Genomic DNA, 16,881 nt, shown 5'->3' with positions numbered 1-16,881 from the left:
ACCGGTGGCCATCCAGGTGGAGCGCATCGTGAAGCGCTTCGGCGACTTCACCGCGGTTAAGGGCGTGAGCTTCCAGGTGGCGGACGGCGAGGTCTTCGGCCTGCTTGGGCCCAACGGGGCGGGGAAGAGCACGCTCATCCGCATGATGACCACCCTCATCCCCATCACCGAGGGCCGGGCGTTCATCGACGGCCACGACGTGGCGGAGGAGCCCGACGCCGCGCGGCGGTGCATGGGCGTGATCCCCCAGGCCCTCACCAGCGACATTAACCTCACGGTGGAGGAGAACCTCTCCATCTACGCCAAGCTCTACGGCGTGCCCAGGGAGGCGCGGAAGCGGGCCATCGACGAGCTGCTGGAGGCCGTGGACCTGACGAAGTGGCGGGACGCCGAGACCCGCACGCTCTCCGGGGGCATGCGCCGGCGGCTGGAGATCGCCCGGGGCCTGGTGCACAGCCCGCGGATCTTCTTCCTGGACGAGCCCACGACGGGGCTGGATCCCGTCTCCCGTGTGGCGGTGTGGGAGATGCTCGGGAAGCTCAAGGCCCAGCGCGGCCTCACCATCCTCATCACGACCCACTACATGGACGAGGCGGACCGGCTCTGCGACCGCATTGCCATCGTGGACCACGGCGAGCTGGTGGCCCTGGACACCCCGGCGGCCCTCAAGCGCAGCGTGCCCGGCAACAACGTCATCGAGGTGCAGTTCCAGGCGCCGCCGGAGGATCTGCACGGACGCCTGGCTGCCCTCCCGGGCGTCACCAGCGTCCAGGACGAGGGCGCCGCCATGTTCCGCGTGCTCAGCACGGACGGTTCGCGCACCACCACCGACCTGGTGGAGACGGCCGTGCGGATGGGCGTCGAGATCAAGTCCCTCAGCGTGCAGAACACCACCCTGGACGATGTCTTCGTCCACTACACGGGGCGCCAGCTTCGGGACGAGGCGGTGAAGGCGCCCCTGTTCGTCATGCCGCCGCGCCCGGGGATGCAGCCATGAGCCGGATGCTCGCCATCATCGAGCGGGAGCTCCGCAAGTTCTTCCGCTCCCCCGCCCTCATGCTCGCGGCCATGGTCTTCCCCCTGGTGCAGCTCGTCATCCTCGGCAACGCCTTCGGCGGCAAGATCACCGGGGCCCGCATGGGGGTGGTGGACTACGACGGCGGGCCCCAGGCCCTCCGCGTGTGGGAGGCCTTCGATGCCATCGGCTCCAACGCGCGGACCTTCCAGGCCATCCGGTACGCCAGCGACAAGCAGGCCCAGGAGGACGTGCGGACCGGGCGCATCGATGCCGCGGTCGTCATCCCGCCCCAGTTCTCCCGGCGCGTCCTGGCCGGCGAGGACCCGCGGATCGGGCTGGTGGTGGACAACTCCGACCAGTTCCTCAGCAGCAGCCTCGAGGCCAAGCTGCAGGAGCTCACCACGGCCCTGAACCAGCCGCAGGTCCCGCCGCGCGTCACCCGGGCCATCAGCCTGGACCTGGTGGAGCTCTACCCCTTCATCGACTACATGAAGTACCTGCTGCCGGGCTCCATCACGCTGGCCATGTTCGTTTCCGTGATGATCGGCGGCGGCCTGCTCTACATCGACGACAAGGCCCGGGGCGTCCACGAGGGCTTCCTCGTCACCCCCATCACCAAGCTGGAGCTGGTCTTCGGGCTGGTGGCCTCCGGGGCCATCAAGGCCGTCATGGCGGGGCTCGTCATCACCGTCCTGGGGTCCCTCATCTCGGGGCTGGGCGTGATCTTCCAGCCGGCGATCCTGGCCCAGCTCCTGCTGATGATCGCGGCCACGTCCTTCGCCTTCAACGCGATGATGTTCCTGATGATGGTGCGCATCGAGGACCCGCTGGTGCCCCGGGCCATGTTCGGCATCCTCAACACCCTGCTCTTCTTCCCCAGCGGGGCCATCTACCCCATCCACGCCTTCCCGGGCTGGCTGCGGGCCCTGGCCACCGTGGACCCCTTCACCTACGCCGTGCACGGCTTCAAGGCGATCCTGCTCAAGGAGGCGGGGTTCCAGGCCATCGTGCCGGACCTCCTCTTCCTGGTCGCCATCGGGGCCCTCACCCTGACCCTGGCCACGCGCCTCTTCAAGCGGACGCTCTAGCCAGGTCCTGCAGGGTCCGGGCGGCCCGCTTGCACTGGGGGGCGTTCCGGACCGTCCGGGCCTCCCGGTGGCGGTCGAGGGCCGTCCGCACGGCGGCCGCGGCCGGTTCGGGGCAGGGGGGTCCCAGCAGGGGCGCGAAGGCGGCCTCCAGGTCCGGCATCTCGGACCAGCGCCCGCCGTCCGCCGCGAACCAGGCTCGCAGGCTGGCCAGGGCCGCCGACCGGCGATGGCGGGCCGGGCCCTGGGGCAGGAGGTCGCCCAGCAGCTCCTGGGCGTCCAGGGCCGCCCGGGCCGCAGGACGCCCACCGGCGTCCAGGCGCAGGAAGCAGAGATCCAGGTCATCCAGGTCCGAGGGCGGGATCCGCTTGGCCAGGGTGTCCCGCCGCGCGGCCCAGGCCTCCTTGGCATGGCGGAGCCGGCCCTCCAGCCGGGCGGTCCGCCCCTCCACCACGCACTCGGTGACGCCCTCGAGGGCATCCACGAGGACTTCCGCGGGGGTCGGCGCCGGGGGGGCGGCCAGCAGGGCCGCGGGCAGGAGCAGGAGGGCCATGACGGGCTCCGGACGGTCGGACAGCAGGGGTACCGCGGGAAGGGCGGAACCGTTTAGGGGAAATGCATCGCCACGCGAGGGTGTCTGGATAGAATCCGGAATCCCCTTGCTCCAGGAGGCCCCATGCGCGTCGGCATCCTCGGCTTCGGACGCTTCGGCCGCGCCCTGGGGGACCTCCTGGCGGAGGCCGGCCATGCGCATCTGGCCCTCGACCCCGCCGCGGCCATCCCGGAGGGCCGGCGGGCCCGGGACCTGGCGGACCTAGCCGCCCGCAGCGAGGCCCTGGCCCTGGCGGTGCCCATCCCGGCCTTCGGCGCGGCCCTGGCCGCGCTGCGGCCCCACCTGCGCCCCGACCACACCGTCTTCGATGTGGGCAGCGTGAAGGTGGGCCCCTGCCGCCTCCTGGAGGACCAGCTGGGGGCCGAAGTGCCCCACGCCGGCACCCACCCGCTCTTCGGCCCCGTGAGCCTGGCCCGGGCGGAGCGGCCCCTGCGGGTGGTGCTGTGCCCGTCGCCCCGCCACCCGGCGGCGGCCGAGCGGGTGCGCGGCCTGTTCCGGAGCCTGGGCTGCGAGGTGCTGGACCAGAGCCCGGAGGACCACGATCGGGTGATGGCCCAGACCCACGCCCTCACCTTCTTCCTGGCCAAGGGCCTGCTCCAGGTGGGGGCCGGGGCGGAGCTGCCCTTCACGCCCCCCTCCTTCCACGCCGTGGCCCGAACCCTGGAGTCGGTACGGGAGGACGCCGGCCACCTCTTCGCCGCGCTCCAGAACGAGAACCCTTTCGCCGCCGGGGCCCGGGCCGCCTTCCTGGAGGCCCTCCAGGCCATCCACCGCAGCCTGGCGGAAGCCGCGGTCGGGGGGGAAGGGGCGGCCGAGGCCCTGGCCATCCCGGACCTGGGGGCCCGGTCCCCGGCCCTCCAGGCGGTCCGCGACCACCTCGACGCCCTGGACCGGGAGCTGGTGGACCTCCTGGCCCGCCGCACCGAGCTGGTGCTGCGGGCGGGGCGGGCCAAGGCCGACCTGGGGCTCCCGGTCCACGATCCGGCCCGGGAGGCCGCCCAGATCCGGGTCCGCCGAGCCTGGGCCGAGGCGGCGGGCCTGGATCCCCAGGGCATGGAGGAGGTCTTCCGGGCCGTGCTCCGGGCCTCCCGCAGCGCCCAGGGGCGCCCCCCGGGGCCTTGACGCACGGCACTCCCGGCCGGGGCTAGAGTGGACGGAACCCGGACCCTCCGGGTCCACCCTCCGCCAAGGAACGCCCGTGACCGCCCAGCCCGAATCCACCTCCGCCCCGGCTCCCGTGGGCCTCGACGACATCACCCTCCACCTCATCGCCCTGGGCGCCGCCGTGGCCGCCAACGCCGACCGCGCCTTCCGGGCCCATCACGCCCAGCTCACGGCCCTGGGGGCCTCCAGCGAGGACATGATCCAGGCCGTGAACATCGCGCTGCGCGTGAAGGGGGATCCCCACCAGCAGATGCTCAGCCTCGCCGAGGAGAGCCTCGTGAAGGGCGGCGGCTGCTGCGACGGCGGCTGCGCCTGCGAGGCCGCCGGGGGCCAGAAGGGCGACTGCGGCGACGACTGCGCGACCTGCTGAGCCGAATTCAGAACGGCAGGTCCAGGGCCTTGCAGAGGAAGCGGACCAGGGGCGCCGCCGCCCGCAGGGCCTCGGCCAGCCGGGCGGGGAAGTCCGGGGCCAGGACCTCCGCATCCGTGAAGGCCGTGGCCGCGTAGAAGTCCTTGAACTTGAGGTCCTCCGCGCAGGGATGGCCGGGGTCGAAGCCCTGGGGCACCCGCATCAGGGCCTCGCCCTCGATCTCCAGGGTGGCCCGGAGCTTCTTCCAGGCCGCGGATCGCGCCACGATGGCCTGCCGCACCTTGAAGAGGGCCTCGGGCTCGGGATGCCACAGCCCGCCGCCCCCGAAGCAGCCGCCGGGCTTGAGGTGGAGGTAGAACCCCGGGCCGTGGACGCCCCCGGCCTCGGCCGCGCGGTGCCGGAAGTTCACGCCCAGGTGCGTCTTGTAGGGGCTCTTGTCGCGGCTGAAGCGCGTGTCGCGGTAGATACGGAAGAGCGAGCCGCCCGCCGGCCGGGGATCGGCCTCCACGTGCCGGCTGATGGCGGCCAGCGGCCCGCCGAAGCCCCCGATGAGCCGCAGCACCGGGTCCCGGGCCTCGGCCTCGTACCGTGCCTTGTTCGCCTGGAACCAGTCCCGGTCGTTGTGCGCCTTCAGGTCCTTCAGGAACCGGAAGAGGCCGGGGCCCAGGGGGTTCTCGAACTCGGAGGACATCGCCTTCTTTGCCACCTGGACCTCCCGGATGCGCGCCTCCAGGGTAGGACAGAGAGGCAAAGGACGGGCCCCCAGCGGGGGCCCAACCACGAGCGCGCGTTGAGAGGCGCCGAGACGCCCGCGCCCTCTTACTTTCCGAAGCGCTTGCTGACTTCGCTCCACTTGATGTTCTCGACGAAACTGTCGAGGTACTTCGCGCGGGCGGTGCCGTAGTCGACCATGAACGCGTGCTCCCAGCTGTCCAGCACCAGGAGCAGGTCCTGCTCGATGGGCAGGCCCAGGTGGTGCTCGGCCACGAAGTAGGTGTGGAGCTTGCCGTCGCGGCGGTTGCGGGTGAGCAGGGCCCAGCCGGGGCCGCCCATGGCGGTGGCCTTCAGGTCGGCGATGACCTTGTCCTTGCCGCCCGCGGCGTCCAGGGCGGCCTTCAGGCCGGCGCTGATCTCGCTGTCCGCGCCCAGGTTCTCGAAGTAGAGCTCGTGCAGGAAGGAGCCGTTGAAGGCCACGGCCTCGCGGCGCTTCAGCTCGCTGTACTCGTTGTAGGAGTAGTTGGGCTTGGTGTTGTCCGCCGTGGCCAGCTTCTCCTCGATCTCGTTCAGCTTGGCGATGTAGCCCTTGTAGAGGCCGAAGTGCTGGTCCAGCTGCGAATCGCTGAGCCCCTTGAGGGCGCCGCCCTTCAGGTGGTCGTAGTTCTTCACGGGGTAGGCCATGGTCATCTCCTTGGCCGCGCCGGGCGCGGATGAGTAGTTTACCGAAAAAGTCGGGAATCAGAAAAAAGAGGCATGCATCCCCTATCCTGGACCGGGTTCAGGCGAGCATCTCCCGCAGGAACCAGGCCTCCTTCTGGTGGACCTGCACGAAGCGGGTGAGCAGGTCGGCGGTGCCGGGGTCGCCGGCGCCGTTGGCCAGTTCGATGCCCTCGTGCATGAGCGAGATGACGCGCTCCTCGTTGTCCAGGGCCTCCTTCAGCATGGCCTCGGGATCCAGGCGTGCGGCCGGATCGGAGACGGGGGCCTTCGTCTGCGCGGCCATCTGGGCCGGGGCGTGGAGGGGCACGCCGCCCAGCATGCGGATCCGCTCCGCCAGCTCGTCCACGGTGCCGTCGGCGGCGTTGTAGAGGTCCTCGAAGCGCAGGTGGTAGTCCCGGAAGTGGGGGCCGGTGACGGTCCAGTGGTAGCGCTTCGCGTTGAAGGACAGGACGAAGGCCGTGGCGAGTTCGGCGTTCAGGTGGTCGATGACGGTGCGGCTCATGGTGGCTCCTCAGGAAGGCCAGGCGGTCCAGGCGGCGGGCGCGGGCCAGCGGCCGGACACGGCGGCGTGGTTGGAGACGAGGGCGGCGATGCGGCAGCCGTCCGGGATCAGGTAGCGGAGCGCCAGCACGGCGGGGAGGCGGTCGTCGGGGCCGGCGGCCCCGCGGTCCACCACGGGGGCGACCCGGCTGCCGTCCGAGAGTTCCAGCCGCAGCTGGTCGGGGAAGCGCTGGAGGGCCGCCAGCCTGGCGTCCCGCACGGCCTCAGGGAAGCCCAGGAAGAGCGTGGCGACGAGGCTCTGGCCGCCGGGCTCGCGTTGGGGCGCCAGCACAGCGAAGGAGGCCCGGGCCTCGGCGAGGTCCTCCGCGGGGGCGGAATCCAGGGTCAGGCCTTCGGCCCAGAGGGTCTCCACGACCTGATCCTCCACGCTCTCGGCGGTCTCGGGCTGGAAGGTGATGCCCTCCGCCAGGTCCAGCCGCAGGGACGCCTGGCGGTCCAGGAAGGCCTGGCGGGCCGTGTGGCGGGCACGCTCGGTGGCGGGGTCGAAGGCCATGACCATGGGATGCCTCACACGTGCTGGGCGATGTCGGCGGAGGGCTCGCCGAGTCCCGTGGCCTTCGCGCCGGCCTGCAGCTTCTCGAGGGCCTGCTGGAAGCGGCCCGCGTGGAAGCGCTCCACCTTGGCCAGGGTCTCGAACCAGGCGGCGATCTCGGCGTAGCCCTCCTCCCGGGCCAGGCGGGTGAACTCGGGATACATGTCCGTGTACTCGTAGGTCTCGCCGGCCACGGCGGACTTCAGGTTGGTGAGGGTGTCGCCCAGGGGCAGGCCCGTGGCGGGGTCGCCGGCCTTGTCGGCCAGGAACATGAGGTGCTTCAGGGCGTGGCCGGTCTCGCCGTCGGCGCTGTGCCTGAAGAGGTCGGCGACCTCCTTGAGGCCCTCCTTCTCGGCCACCTGGGCCATCCAGGTGTAGCGGCGGTTCGCCTGGGACTCGCCCGCGAAGGCGGCCTTGAGGTTCTCGAAGGTCTTGGACTGGGTGAAGGTCATGGGGGGCTCCTTGGGCCGGACGGTCGGCGACAAGGTAGAGCCATGTCCATGCCAAAGCAACAACCTTATTTTCAACTGTATTTACAGTTGACCTGAACGCCGCGTTCCCCGGCGGTTCCCGACCGGCCGAGAGGGCTTTTCACGACCGGTCGGGAGCGGGCTGCGCCAGGTCCTTCCGGAACACCACCTGCCGCTTGGCCTCCTCGAAGCCCAGCTTCCGGTAGAAGCGGTGGGTGGCATCGCGGGTGACATTCGAGCGCACCCGCAGGCGTCCCAGCCCCCGCTCCCGGGCCCAGGCCTCCGCCGCCGCCACCAGGGCCGCGCCGATCCCGCGGCTGCGCAGGGACTCGTCCACCACCAGGCCCACCAGCTCCGCCTGCTCGCCGGCCTCCAGGCTGAGGCCACGTCCGACCTGGGCCCAGCCCACGACCTGGTCCCCCAGCTCGGCCACCAGCACCGCCTGGGCATTCTCCGCCGCGAGCTGGTAGAGGCGGGCCCGGATGATCCGCGGGGAGGTGGGGTAGCCCAGCTGGTCCGTGAGGAGGGCCAGGCGATCGACATCGCCCGGCAGGGCGGGGCGGATGCGGCAGGACTCGGGCGACACGGAACCTCCGGGGCGGTGGATCCATCATCGCCTTGGCGGGGGGCCGGGCGCGAACCGATCCTTGGGATCGGCGGGCGGGATGTCCCCGCCCCGCCGACGGGGATCCCTCCATGGAACTCACCCTCACGCACCAGGAAGCGGAGCTGCTGCACGACCTGCTGGACCGGGCCCTCCTGGACCTGCGCCAGGAGATCCAGCACACCGACCGCAAGGCCTTCAAGGCCAGCCTCAAGACCGAAGCAGCGCAGATCCAGGCGATGCTCGACCGACTGCCCATCGTCGCCGCACCGCACGCCTGAGCCCATCGGCCCAGAACGCCTCCGCTAGGCTGGAGGCGTGACCGAGCCTGCCGATCCGTCCTCCGGCCCACCCCGCGCCGAGCCTGCCGCCCTGGCCCTGGTCCTGCACCCGGGCCTGCGGGGGCTGGCCCAGGTGGCGGGACTGGCCGCCCTCTGGTGGGCCTCGGACGGGGCCATGCGCGCCCTTCGGCTGCCGGTCCCCGGCAGCGTGGCGGGCCTGGCCGTGCTGGTGCTCCTGCTTCGGAAGGGCTGGCTGCCCCTTTCCTGGGTGGCCGAGGGCGCCGGCTGGCTGCTGGCGGAGATGCTGCTGTTCTTCATCCCCGCGGTGGTGGCCGTGGTGCAGTACCCCGCCGTGATCCTCAAGGAGGGCTGGCAGCTCCTGCTGGTGATCCTCCTGGGCACCGTGGGCGTCATGGTGGGCACGGCCCTGGTGGTGGAGCGGGCCGTGCGGCTGGAACAGCGGCTCCGGCGGCGGGAGGGGCCTTGAGCCGTCTCCCGGCCGGCCTGCCCGCCCTCCTCTGCCTCCTGGCCACCCTGGCCGCCTACCTGGGCGCCAAGCGCCTCTACGCCCGCCTGGGCCGCTGGTGGAGCGCCCCCCTGGTGCTGGCGCCGGCGCTGCTGATCGCCGTGCTCCTGCTGGCGCGGATCCCCTACGCCACCTACTTCGCGGATACGCGGTGGCTGCTGTGGCTTCTGGGCCCCGCCACCGTGGCCTTCGGCGTGCCCATCCACGAGCACCGGGCCCTCATCCGCCGCCACGCCCTGGCCCTGGCGGCCGGCGTCGCGGCCGGCGTGGGCCTGGGCCTGCTCACCAGCTGGGGCCTGGCCCGCCTCTTCCACCTGGACCAGGCCCTCTCCCGCAGCCTGCTCACCCGTTCCGTGTCCACGCCCTTCGCCCTGGCCGCGGCCCCGCGCCTGGGCGGCACGCCGGACCTGGCGGCCCTCTTCGTGGTGGTCACCGGCGTGTGCGGCATGGTGCTGGGCGAGGCCGTGCTGGCCCTCCTGCCCCTGCGCTCGCGCCTGGCCCGGGGCGCCCTCTTCGGTGCCGCGGCCCACGCCGCCGGCAGCGCCAAGGCCCGGGAGATCGGCGCGGAGGAGGGCGCCGTCGCCAGCCTCACCATGATCCTCTCGGGCATCACGCTGGTGCTGCTGGCGCCCTTGCTGTCGCGGTGGCTGGGCTGAAGTCAGCGCCCCAGGCGCCGCCCCAGCCATTCCCAGCAGGCCCGCTGGATGTCGAGGAACCCCTCCTGCTGGGGCACCAGCAGCTGCAGCTGGAAGGGGTGGGGCCGGCCCCGCCAGTCGGCGCCCAGGGGCGTGGCGTCGAGGCCCGCCCGCCTGGCCAGGGCCAGGGCCCGGGGCAGGTGCCAGGCGGAGCTCACCAGCCCCACGCGCTGCCAGCCGTGGCGGAGCTGGAGGCGGCGGTCGGCGAGGATCTCGTCCCGGGTGTTCCAGCAGGGTTCGTCCACCACGAGGATCGCGCTGTCGGGCACGCCGAGCCCCCGCCACAGGGCGCGGGTCTCCTGGCCCAGGTCCCGCGGGCTGCCCAGGCTGTCGCGGCTCCGGCCGCCGGCCACCAGCAGGCGCGCCTTCCCCGCGTGCCAGAGCCGGGCGGCCAGGACGATGCGGTCGCCCGAGAGGTTCGCCTGGGCCCCGCCGAAGGGATCCTGCTGGCTGCCGCCGCCCAGGACGCACACCGCGTCGAAGGGCGCCAGGGCGGCCACGTCCACGGCGGGCACGCCCGCCTCCAGCCGCGCCATGAGGGCACTGCCCAGGTACACGTTCCCGGCCAGCGCGTAGCCCGCCGCCACCAGGAGGAAGAGGACGGCCGGGAGCCGCTGCCTCCGGAGGAGGCAGAGCGCGGCGCTCGCCAGGAGGAACAGCCAAAGCAGGCCCGCGGGCATCCCCAGGAGGCCCACAGTCTTCTCCAGGGCGAGGCCGCTCACTTCCCCTCCCGGAAGGCCTCGGCCACGATCCGGCCCACGTCGGCCAGCACGGCGTCGATCGCCTCGTCCGAGGCATCGGTCTGGGTGAGGTAGGCCGCCACCAGGATGGGCGGGCGTCCGGGCGGCCGCAGGATGGCCACGTCGTTGGTGCTTCCCCGGGGCCCCGTGCCGGTCTTGTCACCCACGATCCAGGTGCCCGGAACCCCGGCCCGCAGGCGCGTGCGGCCCGTGGTGCAGGCGACCATCCAGTCCTCGAGCCGATGGCGGGATCCGGGCTTCAGCGCCGAGCCCAGCAGCATGCTCCGCAGCGAGATCACCATGGCTTCCGGCGTGGTGGTGTCCCGGGGATCGCCCGGGATGCCCTCGTTCAGGGTCGGTTCCGTGCGGTCGAGGCGAGTGGACGGATCCCCCAGGGACCGGGCGAAGGCGGTGACCGCCGGAGGGCCGCCAAAGGTGCCGAGGAGGAGGTTCGCCGCGGTGTTGTCGCTGACCTCGACGGCCGCCGCGCAGAGGTCCCCGACGGTCATTCCTCCCTCGCCCACCCGGGCCTGGGCAACGGGGGCGTAGGGCAGGAGATCGGCCTTCCCGAAGGGAATGCGCCGGGCGAGGCGGGTCTCTCCCCGGTCCACGCGGGCCAGCACGGCTCCGGCCAGCAGGATTTTGAACGTGCTGCACATGGGGAAGCGCTCGCCGGCGCGGCGGGCCAGGCGGCGGCCCGAGCCCGTGTCCAGCGCGGCCACGCCCAGGCGCCCGCCGATGCGGGCCTCCAGGGCCGCGAGCCGGGCTTCGGACCCGGAGCTGCGGTCCGGTCCGGGGGCTGCGGCCCGCAGGGGCAGGATCAGAAGGACGGCGGCGAGACAGCGGGCCAATGGGACCAAGGGGACTCCGGGCGGGGCTTCCCTTCTACCACGGGGCCCGGACCCGGCGCGCGGGCCTACTCCTGGGTGGGGCTGCCCTCGGGGGCCTCGGCGTCCAGCTCGGCGCCCGTCTCGGGTTCCGCCTCGTCCTCCCCGCCGGCCTTCTTCAGGGCCTTCTTCTGCAGCTTCTCTTCCTTCTTCTTCTGGCGCGCCAGGTCCTTCTGCCGCCGCTCGAAGTTGTAGTTGGGCTTTTTGGGCATGGCGCGTCCGATCAGGTGAGAGCGCGAAGCGGGTCCGGCCCTGCCTGGATTCTACCGTCTCCCGCGCCGGATGGCCTGCACCAGGTCGTCGAGGCGCTGCAGGAAGGTGCTGCGGTCCCGCGCCGTGAAGGGCGGAGGCCCGCCCCCCATCTCGCCCATGGCCCGCAGGTGGGCCATCAGCTCACGGCCGGCCAGGGCGTCACCGATGCTGTCCGGCGAGTAGACGCGGCCCTTGGCGTCCAGGGCCCGGGCCCCCTTCTCCAGGCAGCGGGCCGCCAGGGGGATGTCCGAGGTCACGGCGATGTCCGTGGGTCCGATCTGCGCGACGATCCAGTCGTCGGCCCCGTCGAACTGGCCCCGCGCCACGGTCACCGCCTCGAAGCGCGGGTTGCGGGGGATGCGGAGGGGAGCGTTGGCCACCAGGACCACCCGCAGCCCCAGCCGGGTGGCCACGCGGAAGATCTCCTCCTTCACGGGGCAGGCGTCCGCGTCCACGAAGATGCAGATGGCGGGTTCCGCCCCGCTCATGGCGTCCCCGCCGTCACCAGGGCCGCCAGGGCCCGCCGCACGGCGTCGACCTGGGCGGGGTCGGCCAGGCGGCCCTCCCCGTCGAAGCTGGCGCGGGCCAGGGTGAGGCCGAGGGACGCCTCCGGCACCACGCGGGCCGACATCACCGCCAGGGTGTGGGCCAGGGATTCCCGGGCCCTGGCGCCGCCCTCCAGGGAGGGCGAGGCGCTCCAGGCCGCGGCGGGCTTGTCCACGCAGGCCCCGGAGGAGACCACCCACTCCAGCAGGTTCTTCAGGACGGCGGGCATGGCGTGGATGTACTCCGGCGTGCAGACCAGCAGGGCATCCGCGGTCCGGATACGGTCCCGCAGGTCCGCCACGGGCTCCGGAGGGGGCTCCGTGTCCCGCTCGGGGCTGAAGTGGGGCAGGTCGTCCAGGCGCTCCCAGAATTCGATGACGTGGTTCGGCGCCAGCCGCGCGGCCTCCCGCAGCAGGCGGGTGTTCACGGAATCGGCCCGGAGGCTGCCGGAGAGGGCGAGGACCCGCATCAGAGCCCGCCCTCCACCGGGGCCGTGCCTGGAGCGACGACCGGATCACGACGCATGGGATCTCCCTGGGACCCTCCCATTCCAGCACGGCCAGGGCCCGGGGGGCTCACCGGCCGCCGCCCCCGGCCTCCGCGAGCAGCCGGGCCCACTCGGCCTGCCGGGCCTTGAGGGTCTCCTTCAGCACCAGCGGGCTCATGGCCTCCTCGAGCACCTCCAGGATCACATACTCGAAGGCGGCCTCCCCCTCGCGGGCCCAGGCCGCCTGCAGGCCCCGGTCGAGGTGCCGGCCGGCCTGGAGCGCATGCCAGAGCCCATTCCGGGTGGTGTCGAGGTCCTGGGCCGCGCCGGCCCAGGCGCGGCCGGAGGCGGTGTGCCGGACCGCGTAGATGCCGGGGCGCGGCCGGCGCTCCTTGTAGGCCCGCAGCGCCGCCTTGCGGTCGAAGGGTTCAGGCATGGGGCTCCTCCGCCTCCGAGGGGAAGGCCGGCGTCGCCAGGCGCAGCGCATGCGCCCGCACATCGGCGGGCCAGGGCGCGAGGCTCGACGCGAAGGCCTCCCGGTCGCCGGCGAACAGGGCGCGCAGCGCCTCCTCGTAGCCCGGCTCGTCGCCGCCCAGGGCGGACATGAACCGGTAGGCGGCCTCCTGCGCCTCCCGGCGCCGGTCCTGCCCGCGGCCCGCCTGCCGGGCCTGCTCGACGAGCCTGCGCAGGGCCACGGAGGCGCCGCCGGGCTGTGCGTTCAGCCATTCCCAATGCCGGGGCAGGAGGGTGACCTCCCGCGCGACCACCCCGAGCTTCGGGCGCCCCCGGCCCCGCGGGACCGCGGCCCCGCCCGTTTCCGCGGGGGAGGGAAGGAGCCGCGCCGCCACGTCCTCGGCCGTGCCCCGCAGGTCGAGCTCGATCACCCGGCCGGTGGCGTCGTCGAAGGTCAGGAGCGGGGCGGAGGTCCCCCGGTCGTGGACCGCCTTCACGGCGAGGGTCACCTCCGGCAGGGGCCCGGAGGCGAGGCGCTGGGGCCCCTGGAAGGCCGTGCAGGGCCTGGTGCGGTCTTCCTCCATGTCGGTCGCCTCCGTCGGATCGAACGGAGGTAATTTATCCGGATAAAATCATCCCGTCAATTGCATCCGGGTGAAATCATGGCCTTGATCCGGCGCCTGTCCGCCCGTCCGCGAGGCTCAGTCGGCCCGGTCCAGGCACCACTGGACGCCGCCCCGGCAGGCCACGAAGAGGAAGAGGAAGGCGTAGACCAGCGCCATCTCGCCCTGGTTCAGGGCCGGCCAGAACTGGGTCCCGAAGGCGAACTTCCAGTGGAACTGGACGTAGGCCACCGCCATGGTGCCGCTGCACAGGAGGGCCGCCCAGCGCGTCTGCAGGCCCAGCAGGATGGCCAGGCCGCCCACCAGCTCGATGAGGCCGCCGATCCACAGCTGGGAGCCCAGGGCGACGTGCATCGGCATCTGCCAGCCCGTGAGGATCTGCAGGCCGTGGAAGCCGAACAGGAAGCCCGTGACGATCCGCAGCAGGGCATAGGTGGGGTCCGAGAACCGAGCGAGGGCCTTCATCGTCTCCTCCGGGATGGTTGTGCCGACAGTTTGCACCGGCCGGCCCGGAAGGGAAGGCCACGTGTGGGCACCGCCACCGAAGACCCGGTCCTACATGTGGGTGTGGGGGTGGGTCGTGGCGCCTGCCTCCATGCCCACCTCGGTCACCCAGGGGCGCACCTGCCAGTGGCGCACCAGGCCGTGGAGGACATAGGGGTCCGACGCGGCGAACCGCGAGGCCGGCGCGGCCGAATCGCCCTGGAAGAGGAACACCGCCTGGTCCACGGGATCCGCCAGGGTGCCGCCCATCACCAGATCCCCCCGGAGGTGGGCCTCCCGGGCCAGGGCCAGATGCTCCTGGCGGTACTGCTCCCGGCGCTCCACATAGCCCGGGCCGAGTTCATATCTCAGAAGGTAGTACATGGCGCCCCCTTCCCGAAGAACCCGCCTGTTGATGGGAAACATAGGCCTTCGAGGCAGATCCGCCGGGGCGGGGGAGGCGAAATGTTGAGAAGGGCTGGATAAAAAACGACGCGGCCTTGCGGGGCCCCGAGCCGATCCGGAGCGCCGCGAACCTCGATCCGGGGGGGGCGGCCTCCCTCGGGGTCAGGCCTTGTCCTTGGCGCCCTTCGGGGCGGCCTTCGCGGCCTTCTTCCGGCGTTCGGGCTTCCGGGCCGGGGGCTGCGCGGCCTGGTCGAAGAGGCCCTCCAGGCGGATGGCCTTGGCCGACGTGTCCTTGGCCTTGTGGATCTCCCGGAGCACCGAGGCCACCAGGTCCAGGTCCGCCCCGTCGCCCTTCAGCAGCTCCTGGAAGGCCGCGGACTTCAGCGCCTCCAGCCGCTTCGACGACCGCTTCCCCGCCGCCCAGGTGAGCAGCTTGGAGAACAGCTCGTAGCCGAGCTTCAGTTCGGAGGTGGGCAGGGGCATGGGAGCAGCGTAGCGGAAGCCGGTGGTCAGGGCTTGTCCATCCCGGCCCTCACCTGCGCCTGGAGGGTGACTTGGCGGGCCTGGTGGAGGGACTGGTCCGAATGCCCGGGTGGGCCTGTCTACTCGTGCAGGTCCATCAGGTCCGTGGTGTAGACGGAGGGCTTCACGAGGATGTGCAGGTGGTTGGCGCTGTCGAAAGCGGCCTTGAACCAGGGGTAGCTCAGGTTGGTGACGGGCAGGAGGGTTTCGATCCAGCCCTGGGGGGTCTGGGTGTAGAGGCGGAGGTCGGTGGTCGTGGCGAAGACCACGACGGCCCGGGTCCCGTCCGGGGAGAGGGCCACGGAGCCCTGGGGGAAGCCGTTGTGGGCGAAGGAAGCGAGGAGGACGGGTGTCTGCCAGGTGCCGTTCACCTTCTGGACCGCATAGACCACATCGTGCAGCGGGTTGTTCGGGTCCATCACCTGGTAGAAGGACCAGGCCGTGTTCGCGTCGGCCCACACCGCGTCCTCGAAGGCGTAGCCCCCGCCCCAGGGGCGCGTGTCCGGCAGGGGCTGGTAGGCCCAGGTGCCGTCCGCGTTCCGGCTGTACTCGCGGGTGTTGGTCCAGGTGGGGACGAGCACATGGGGAGTGTCGGCGGCATCCAGGAACAGGCGGGGGTTCCCGTTGTAGGTATCCGAAGTGCCCGCCGCCGCGAGGGGCTCCAGGACCCAGGCGCCGGACACCTTGTGCGTGTAGGTCAGGCCCGGGATGATCCCGCCCGTGCCCGTGTCCATGAGCACCTGGGGAGTGCCCGCCTTGTCCAGGCAGAAGGCTGGAGGGGTGCTGCCGCTGGCCGTCATCGCCAGGGCGATCTCGGTGTGCCAGGCGAGGCCATCGGACCAGGCGTGGGTCAGGTCGATGGAGGTGGCCGTGGACGTCAGGTAGAGGGCATGGGGCAGGGACTGGCCATCCAGCGCCAGGAAGCTCCCGGGGTTGGCAAAGAGCACGTTGGTGGGAGCCCAGGTGGTCCAGGTGCCCCAGGCCGCGGGGAAGACGGTGAAGGGCGTGGTCGTGCCCAAGGCCCAGAGGCCGCTGGGGGAGAGCGCGGCCGTGTTGACCTGGGCGCTGGCGCCCGCCAAGGGGGAGATGGACAGGAGGGGGGAGCCGGCCGCATTGGCCGGGACGCCCAGGACCGTCGGGCCCGTGGTGGTGTTCTGGCCATCCGAGACGTTGATCCCGTAGGTGTAGAACCCCATGGGCACCTGGGTGTCCTGGTAGGAGGTCGCCGAGGCGGGCAGGGTGGCCAGGATGCCCGAGCCCCCGGGAGGCGCGGGGCTCCGGGTGATCTGGATCTGGGTGGCGGTCTGGCTGTGGTTGATCCAGGTGAGGTTCACCGCGGCGGGGAGGGCCTGGGCCGCGAAGGCGGTCGGGGCCAAGGGCGGGATGGCGACCCGGGAGGTCGGTCCCGCCACGGCGCTGGCGAGGTCGCCGCGCCAGGCCGTGACCCGGTAGAGGTAGCCCTGGACCTCGGACACGTCCGTGTCGACGTACTGGGAGGCCATGGGGTTCCCCAGGAGCAGGCTCGTCCAGGGCCCGGTGGGATTGCCCGAGGGGTCGCAGAGGGCCCGTTCGAGGACGTAGTGATCCGCCAGCTGGGAGGGAGTGCCCCAGGTGACCAGCACCCCCCCGTCGGCCGGGACGAAGCCGGCGCTCAGGGCGGTCGGCGCATCCAGGGGGAGCTGGATCGCGGCCACATTGGAAGCGGCCCCCTCGAGGCCATTGCGCACGACGAACATGCGGAAATCGAGGGGCTGGAGTTCCGGCGGCGGGGTGGAGAAGGTCAGGGTCCCACGCGTCACGCTGCTGGGGATGAGGGTCGTGTTGATCTGCGAGAACAGGCCGGTGCCGATCCGGCCTTCGAGGTTGAAGCCATCGAAGGTCCCGGCGGGTGGAACCCAGGTGAGGGTGACCTGGAGCAGGATGGGATCGTAGGACGCGCTGAGCTGGACGGGTCCGGGCCCGGCCTGGACAGGGGGCGCAGCGGATCCGCTCCCCCCGCAGGCAGACAACAGCGCCAGGCAGCAGGCCAGGCCCAGGCCCCAGATCCGATTCATGATTGACCTCGCAGGTGAGCAGCGGAGGCCAGCTTACCCGCGTCAAGGGTCCTTTGATCTGGAGGGCCCCGAA

The 16,881-nt window shown here is 72.3% G+C and carries 25 protein-coding genes; 7 read left to right on the top strand and 18 right to left on the bottom strand.

Translation table 11 applies throughout. From position 1 onward, the window contains the following. Nucleotides 1-28: 28 nt before the first annotated feature. Both QSJ33_RS11505 and QSJ33_RS11500 read left to right on the top strand, forming a co-directional pair. The gene (locus QSJ33_RS11505; protein WP_285726227.1) at nucleotides 29-997 is read left to right on the top strand and encodes an ABC transporter ATP-binding protein; all 969 of its coding nucleotides are present in this window, start codon (nucleotides 29-31) and stop codon (nucleotides 995-997) included. Beyond that, nucleotides 994-2,106 (top strand): ABC transporter permease, encoded by a 1,113-nt coding sequence (locus tag QSJ33_RS11500; RefSeq protein WP_285726225.1) that lies wholly within the window; start codon nucleotides 994-996, stop codon nucleotides 2,104-2,106. The genes QSJ33_RS11505 and QSJ33_RS11500 overlap by 4 nt, the downstream gene beginning before the upstream one ends. On the opposite strand, the gene QSJ33_RS11495 is transcribed toward QSJ33_RS11500, so the two are convergent. Then, a complete protein-coding gene (locus QSJ33_RS11495) occupies nucleotides 2,090-2,656 on the bottom strand; it encodes a hypothetical protein (protein WP_285726223.1) in 567 nt (188 codons plus the stop codon). The genes QSJ33_RS11500 and QSJ33_RS11495 overlap by 17 nt on opposite strands. A 123-nt stretch (nucleotides 2,657-2,779) precedes the next feature. Here QSJ33_RS11495 and QSJ33_RS11490 point away from each other — a divergent pair, with 123 nt between their 5' ends. Together QSJ33_RS11490 and QSJ33_RS11485 are read left to right on the top strand one after the other, a co-directional pair. Further along, complete coding sequence (locus QSJ33_RS11490) at nucleotides 2,780-3,838, top strand: prephenate dehydrogenase/arogenate dehydrogenase family protein (RefSeq protein WP_285726221.1); 1,059 nt, start codon at nucleotides 2,780-2,782, stop codon at nucleotides 3,836-3,838. Between the two features lie 76 nt (nucleotides 3,839-3,914). After that, nucleotides 3,915-4,250, top strand: a complete 336-nt coding sequence (locus QSJ33_RS11485) for a carboxymuconolactone decarboxylase family protein (protein WP_285726219.1) — start codon at nucleotides 3,915-3,917, stop codon at nucleotides 4,248-4,250. A 7-nt stretch (nucleotides 4,251-4,257) separates the two neighbouring features. Here QSJ33_RS11485 and QSJ33_RS11480 read toward each other — a convergent pair whose 3' ends face one another. The 6 genes from QSJ33_RS11480 to QSJ33_RS11455 all read right to left on the bottom strand — a co-directional run bounded on the left by QSJ33_RS11480 (nucleotide 4,258) and on the right by QSJ33_RS11455 (nucleotide 7,836). Next, nucleotides 4,258-4,956, bottom strand: coding sequence for a DUF2461 domain-containing protein (locus QSJ33_RS11480; RefSeq protein ID WP_285726217.1), 699 nt, complete (start codon nucleotides 4,954-4,956; stop codon nucleotides 4,258-4,260). 113 nt (nucleotides 4,957-5,069) lie between these two features. Continuing rightward, nucleotides 5,070-5,648 (bottom strand): Fe-Mn family superoxide dismutase, encoded by a 579-nt coding sequence (locus tag QSJ33_RS11475; protein ID WP_285726215.1) that lies wholly within the window; start codon nucleotides 5,646-5,648, stop codon nucleotides 5,070-5,072. Nucleotides 5,649-5,745: 97 nt separating this feature from the next. Further along, entirely contained in the window at nucleotides 5,746-6,189 is a 444-nt protein-coding gene (locus QSJ33_RS11470; RefSeq protein WP_285726213.1) for a Dps family protein, read from the bottom strand. A gap of 9 nt (nucleotides 6,190-6,198) precedes the next feature. Continuing rightward, nucleotides 6,199-6,747 (bottom strand): DUF3501 family protein, encoded by a 549-nt coding sequence (locus tag QSJ33_RS11465; RefSeq protein WP_285726211.1) that lies wholly within the window; start codon nucleotides 6,745-6,747, stop codon nucleotides 6,199-6,201. A gap of 8 nt (nucleotides 6,748-6,755) precedes the next feature. Continuing rightward, entirely contained in the window at nucleotides 6,756-7,232 is a 477-nt protein-coding gene (locus tag QSJ33_RS11460) for a rubrerythrin family protein (protein WP_285726209.1), read from the bottom strand. Nucleotides 7,233-7,371: 139 nt separating this feature from the next. Further along, the gene (locus tag QSJ33_RS11455) at nucleotides 7,372-7,836 is read right to left on the bottom strand and encodes a GNAT family N-acetyltransferase (RefSeq protein ID WP_285726207.1); all 465 of its coding nucleotides are present in this window, start codon (nucleotides 7,834-7,836) and stop codon (nucleotides 7,372-7,374) included. A 110-nt stretch (nucleotides 7,837-7,946) separates the two neighbouring features. Here QSJ33_RS11455 and QSJ33_RS11450 point away from each other — a divergent pair, with 110 nt between their 5' ends. Genes QSJ33_RS11450 through QSJ33_RS11440 form a run of 3 tightly spaced genes read left to right on the top strand, consistent with a single transcriptional unit; the run spans nucleotide 7,947 to nucleotide 9,317 of the window. Beyond that, on the top strand, nucleotides 7,947-8,135 hold the full coding sequence (locus QSJ33_RS11450) for a hypothetical protein (RefSeq protein ID WP_285726205.1): 189 nt from the start codon (nucleotides 7,947-7,949) through the stop codon (nucleotides 8,133-8,135). A gap of 37 nt (nucleotides 8,136-8,172) precedes the next feature. Then, complete coding sequence (locus QSJ33_RS11445) at nucleotides 8,173-8,622, top strand: CidA/LrgA family protein (RefSeq protein ID WP_285726203.1); 450 nt, start codon at nucleotides 8,173-8,175, stop codon at nucleotides 8,620-8,622. Then, nucleotides 8,619-9,317 carry an LrgB family protein gene (locus QSJ33_RS11440; RefSeq protein ID WP_285726201.1) on the top strand — a complete coding sequence of 233 codons (699 nt, stop codon included), beginning with the start codon at nucleotides 8,619-8,621 and terminating at the stop codon, nucleotides 9,315-9,317. Before QSJ33_RS11445 ends, QSJ33_RS11440 begins: the two co-directional genes overlap by 4 nt. 2 nt (nucleotides 9,318-9,319) lie before the next feature. Here the strand turns inward: QSJ33_RS11440 and QSJ33_RS11435 are convergent, their stop codons facing one another. The 11 genes from QSJ33_RS11435 to QSJ33_RS11385 form a co-directional block, all read right to left on the bottom strand. Next, a complete protein-coding gene (locus QSJ33_RS11435; protein ID WP_285726199.1) occupies nucleotides 9,320-10,078 on the bottom strand; it encodes a YdcF family protein in 759 nt (252 codons plus the stop codon). Next, entirely contained in the window at nucleotides 10,075-10,956 is an 882-nt protein-coding gene (gene bla / locus QSJ33_RS11430) for a class A beta-lactamase (protein WP_285726198.1), read from the bottom strand. The genes QSJ33_RS11435 and bla overlap by 4 nt, the downstream gene beginning before the upstream one ends. A 56-nt stretch (nucleotides 10,957-11,012) precedes the next feature. Continuing rightward, nucleotides 11,013-11,195, bottom strand: a complete 183-nt coding sequence (locus tag QSJ33_RS11425; RefSeq protein ID WP_285726196.1) for a hypothetical protein — start codon at nucleotides 11,193-11,195, stop codon at nucleotides 11,013-11,015. A 51-nt stretch (nucleotides 11,196-11,246) separates the two neighbouring features. After that, nucleotides 11,247-11,723: a YaiI/YqxD family protein gene (locus QSJ33_RS11420; RefSeq protein WP_285726194.1), complete on the bottom strand. Its 477-nt coding sequence runs from the start codon at nucleotides 11,721-11,723 to the stop codon at nucleotides 11,247-11,249. Next, nucleotides 11,720-12,250 (bottom strand): NADPH-dependent FMN reductase, encoded by a 531-nt coding sequence (locus QSJ33_RS11415; RefSeq protein WP_285726192.1) that lies wholly within the window; start codon nucleotides 12,248-12,250, stop codon nucleotides 11,720-11,722. Before QSJ33_RS11415 ends, QSJ33_RS11420 begins: the two co-directional genes overlap by 4 nt. A gap of 106 nt (nucleotides 12,251-12,356) precedes the next feature. After that, nucleotides 12,357-12,704 (bottom strand): GIY-YIG nuclease family protein, encoded by a 348-nt coding sequence (locus QSJ33_RS11410; RefSeq protein ID WP_285726190.1) that lies wholly within the window; start codon nucleotides 12,702-12,704, stop codon nucleotides 12,357-12,359. After that, a complete protein-coding gene (locus QSJ33_RS11405; RefSeq protein WP_285726188.1) occupies nucleotides 12,697-13,305 on the bottom strand; it encodes a DUF2239 family protein in 609 nt (202 codons plus the stop codon). Before QSJ33_RS11405 ends, QSJ33_RS11410 begins: the two co-directional genes overlap by 8 nt. Before the next feature lie 117 nt (nucleotides 13,306-13,422). Next, entirely contained in the window at nucleotides 13,423-13,809 is a 387-nt protein-coding gene (locus QSJ33_RS11400; RefSeq protein WP_285726186.1) for a DoxX family protein, read from the bottom strand. Between the two features lie 90 nt (nucleotides 13,810-13,899). Next, on the bottom strand, nucleotides 13,900-14,211 hold the full coding sequence (locus QSJ33_RS11395) for a YciI-like protein (protein WP_285726184.1): 312 nt from the start codon (nucleotides 14,209-14,211) through the stop codon (nucleotides 13,900-13,902). A gap of 183 nt (nucleotides 14,212-14,394) precedes the next feature. Next, on the bottom strand, nucleotides 14,395-14,715 hold the full coding sequence (locus QSJ33_RS11390; protein WP_285726182.1) for a hypothetical protein: 321 nt from the start codon (nucleotides 14,713-14,715) through the stop codon (nucleotides 14,395-14,397). A 119-nt stretch (nucleotides 14,716-14,834) separates the two neighbouring features. Beyond that, a complete protein-coding gene (locus QSJ33_RS11385; protein ID WP_285726180.1) occupies nucleotides 14,835-16,808 on the bottom strand; it encodes a fibronectin type III domain-containing protein in 1,974 nt (657 codons plus the stop codon). Between the last annotated feature and the right edge of the window lie 73 nt (nucleotides 16,809-16,881).

It is taken from the genome of Geothrix rubra, assembly GCF_030268065.1.
In the GTDB taxonomy this organism is placed as follows: Bacteria; Acidobacteriota; Holophagae; order Holophagales; family Holophagaceae; genus Geothrix; species Geothrix rubra.
Note: the sequence above shows the minus strand (reverse complement) of the source record. Positions and strands in the feature narration are given on the sequence as shown.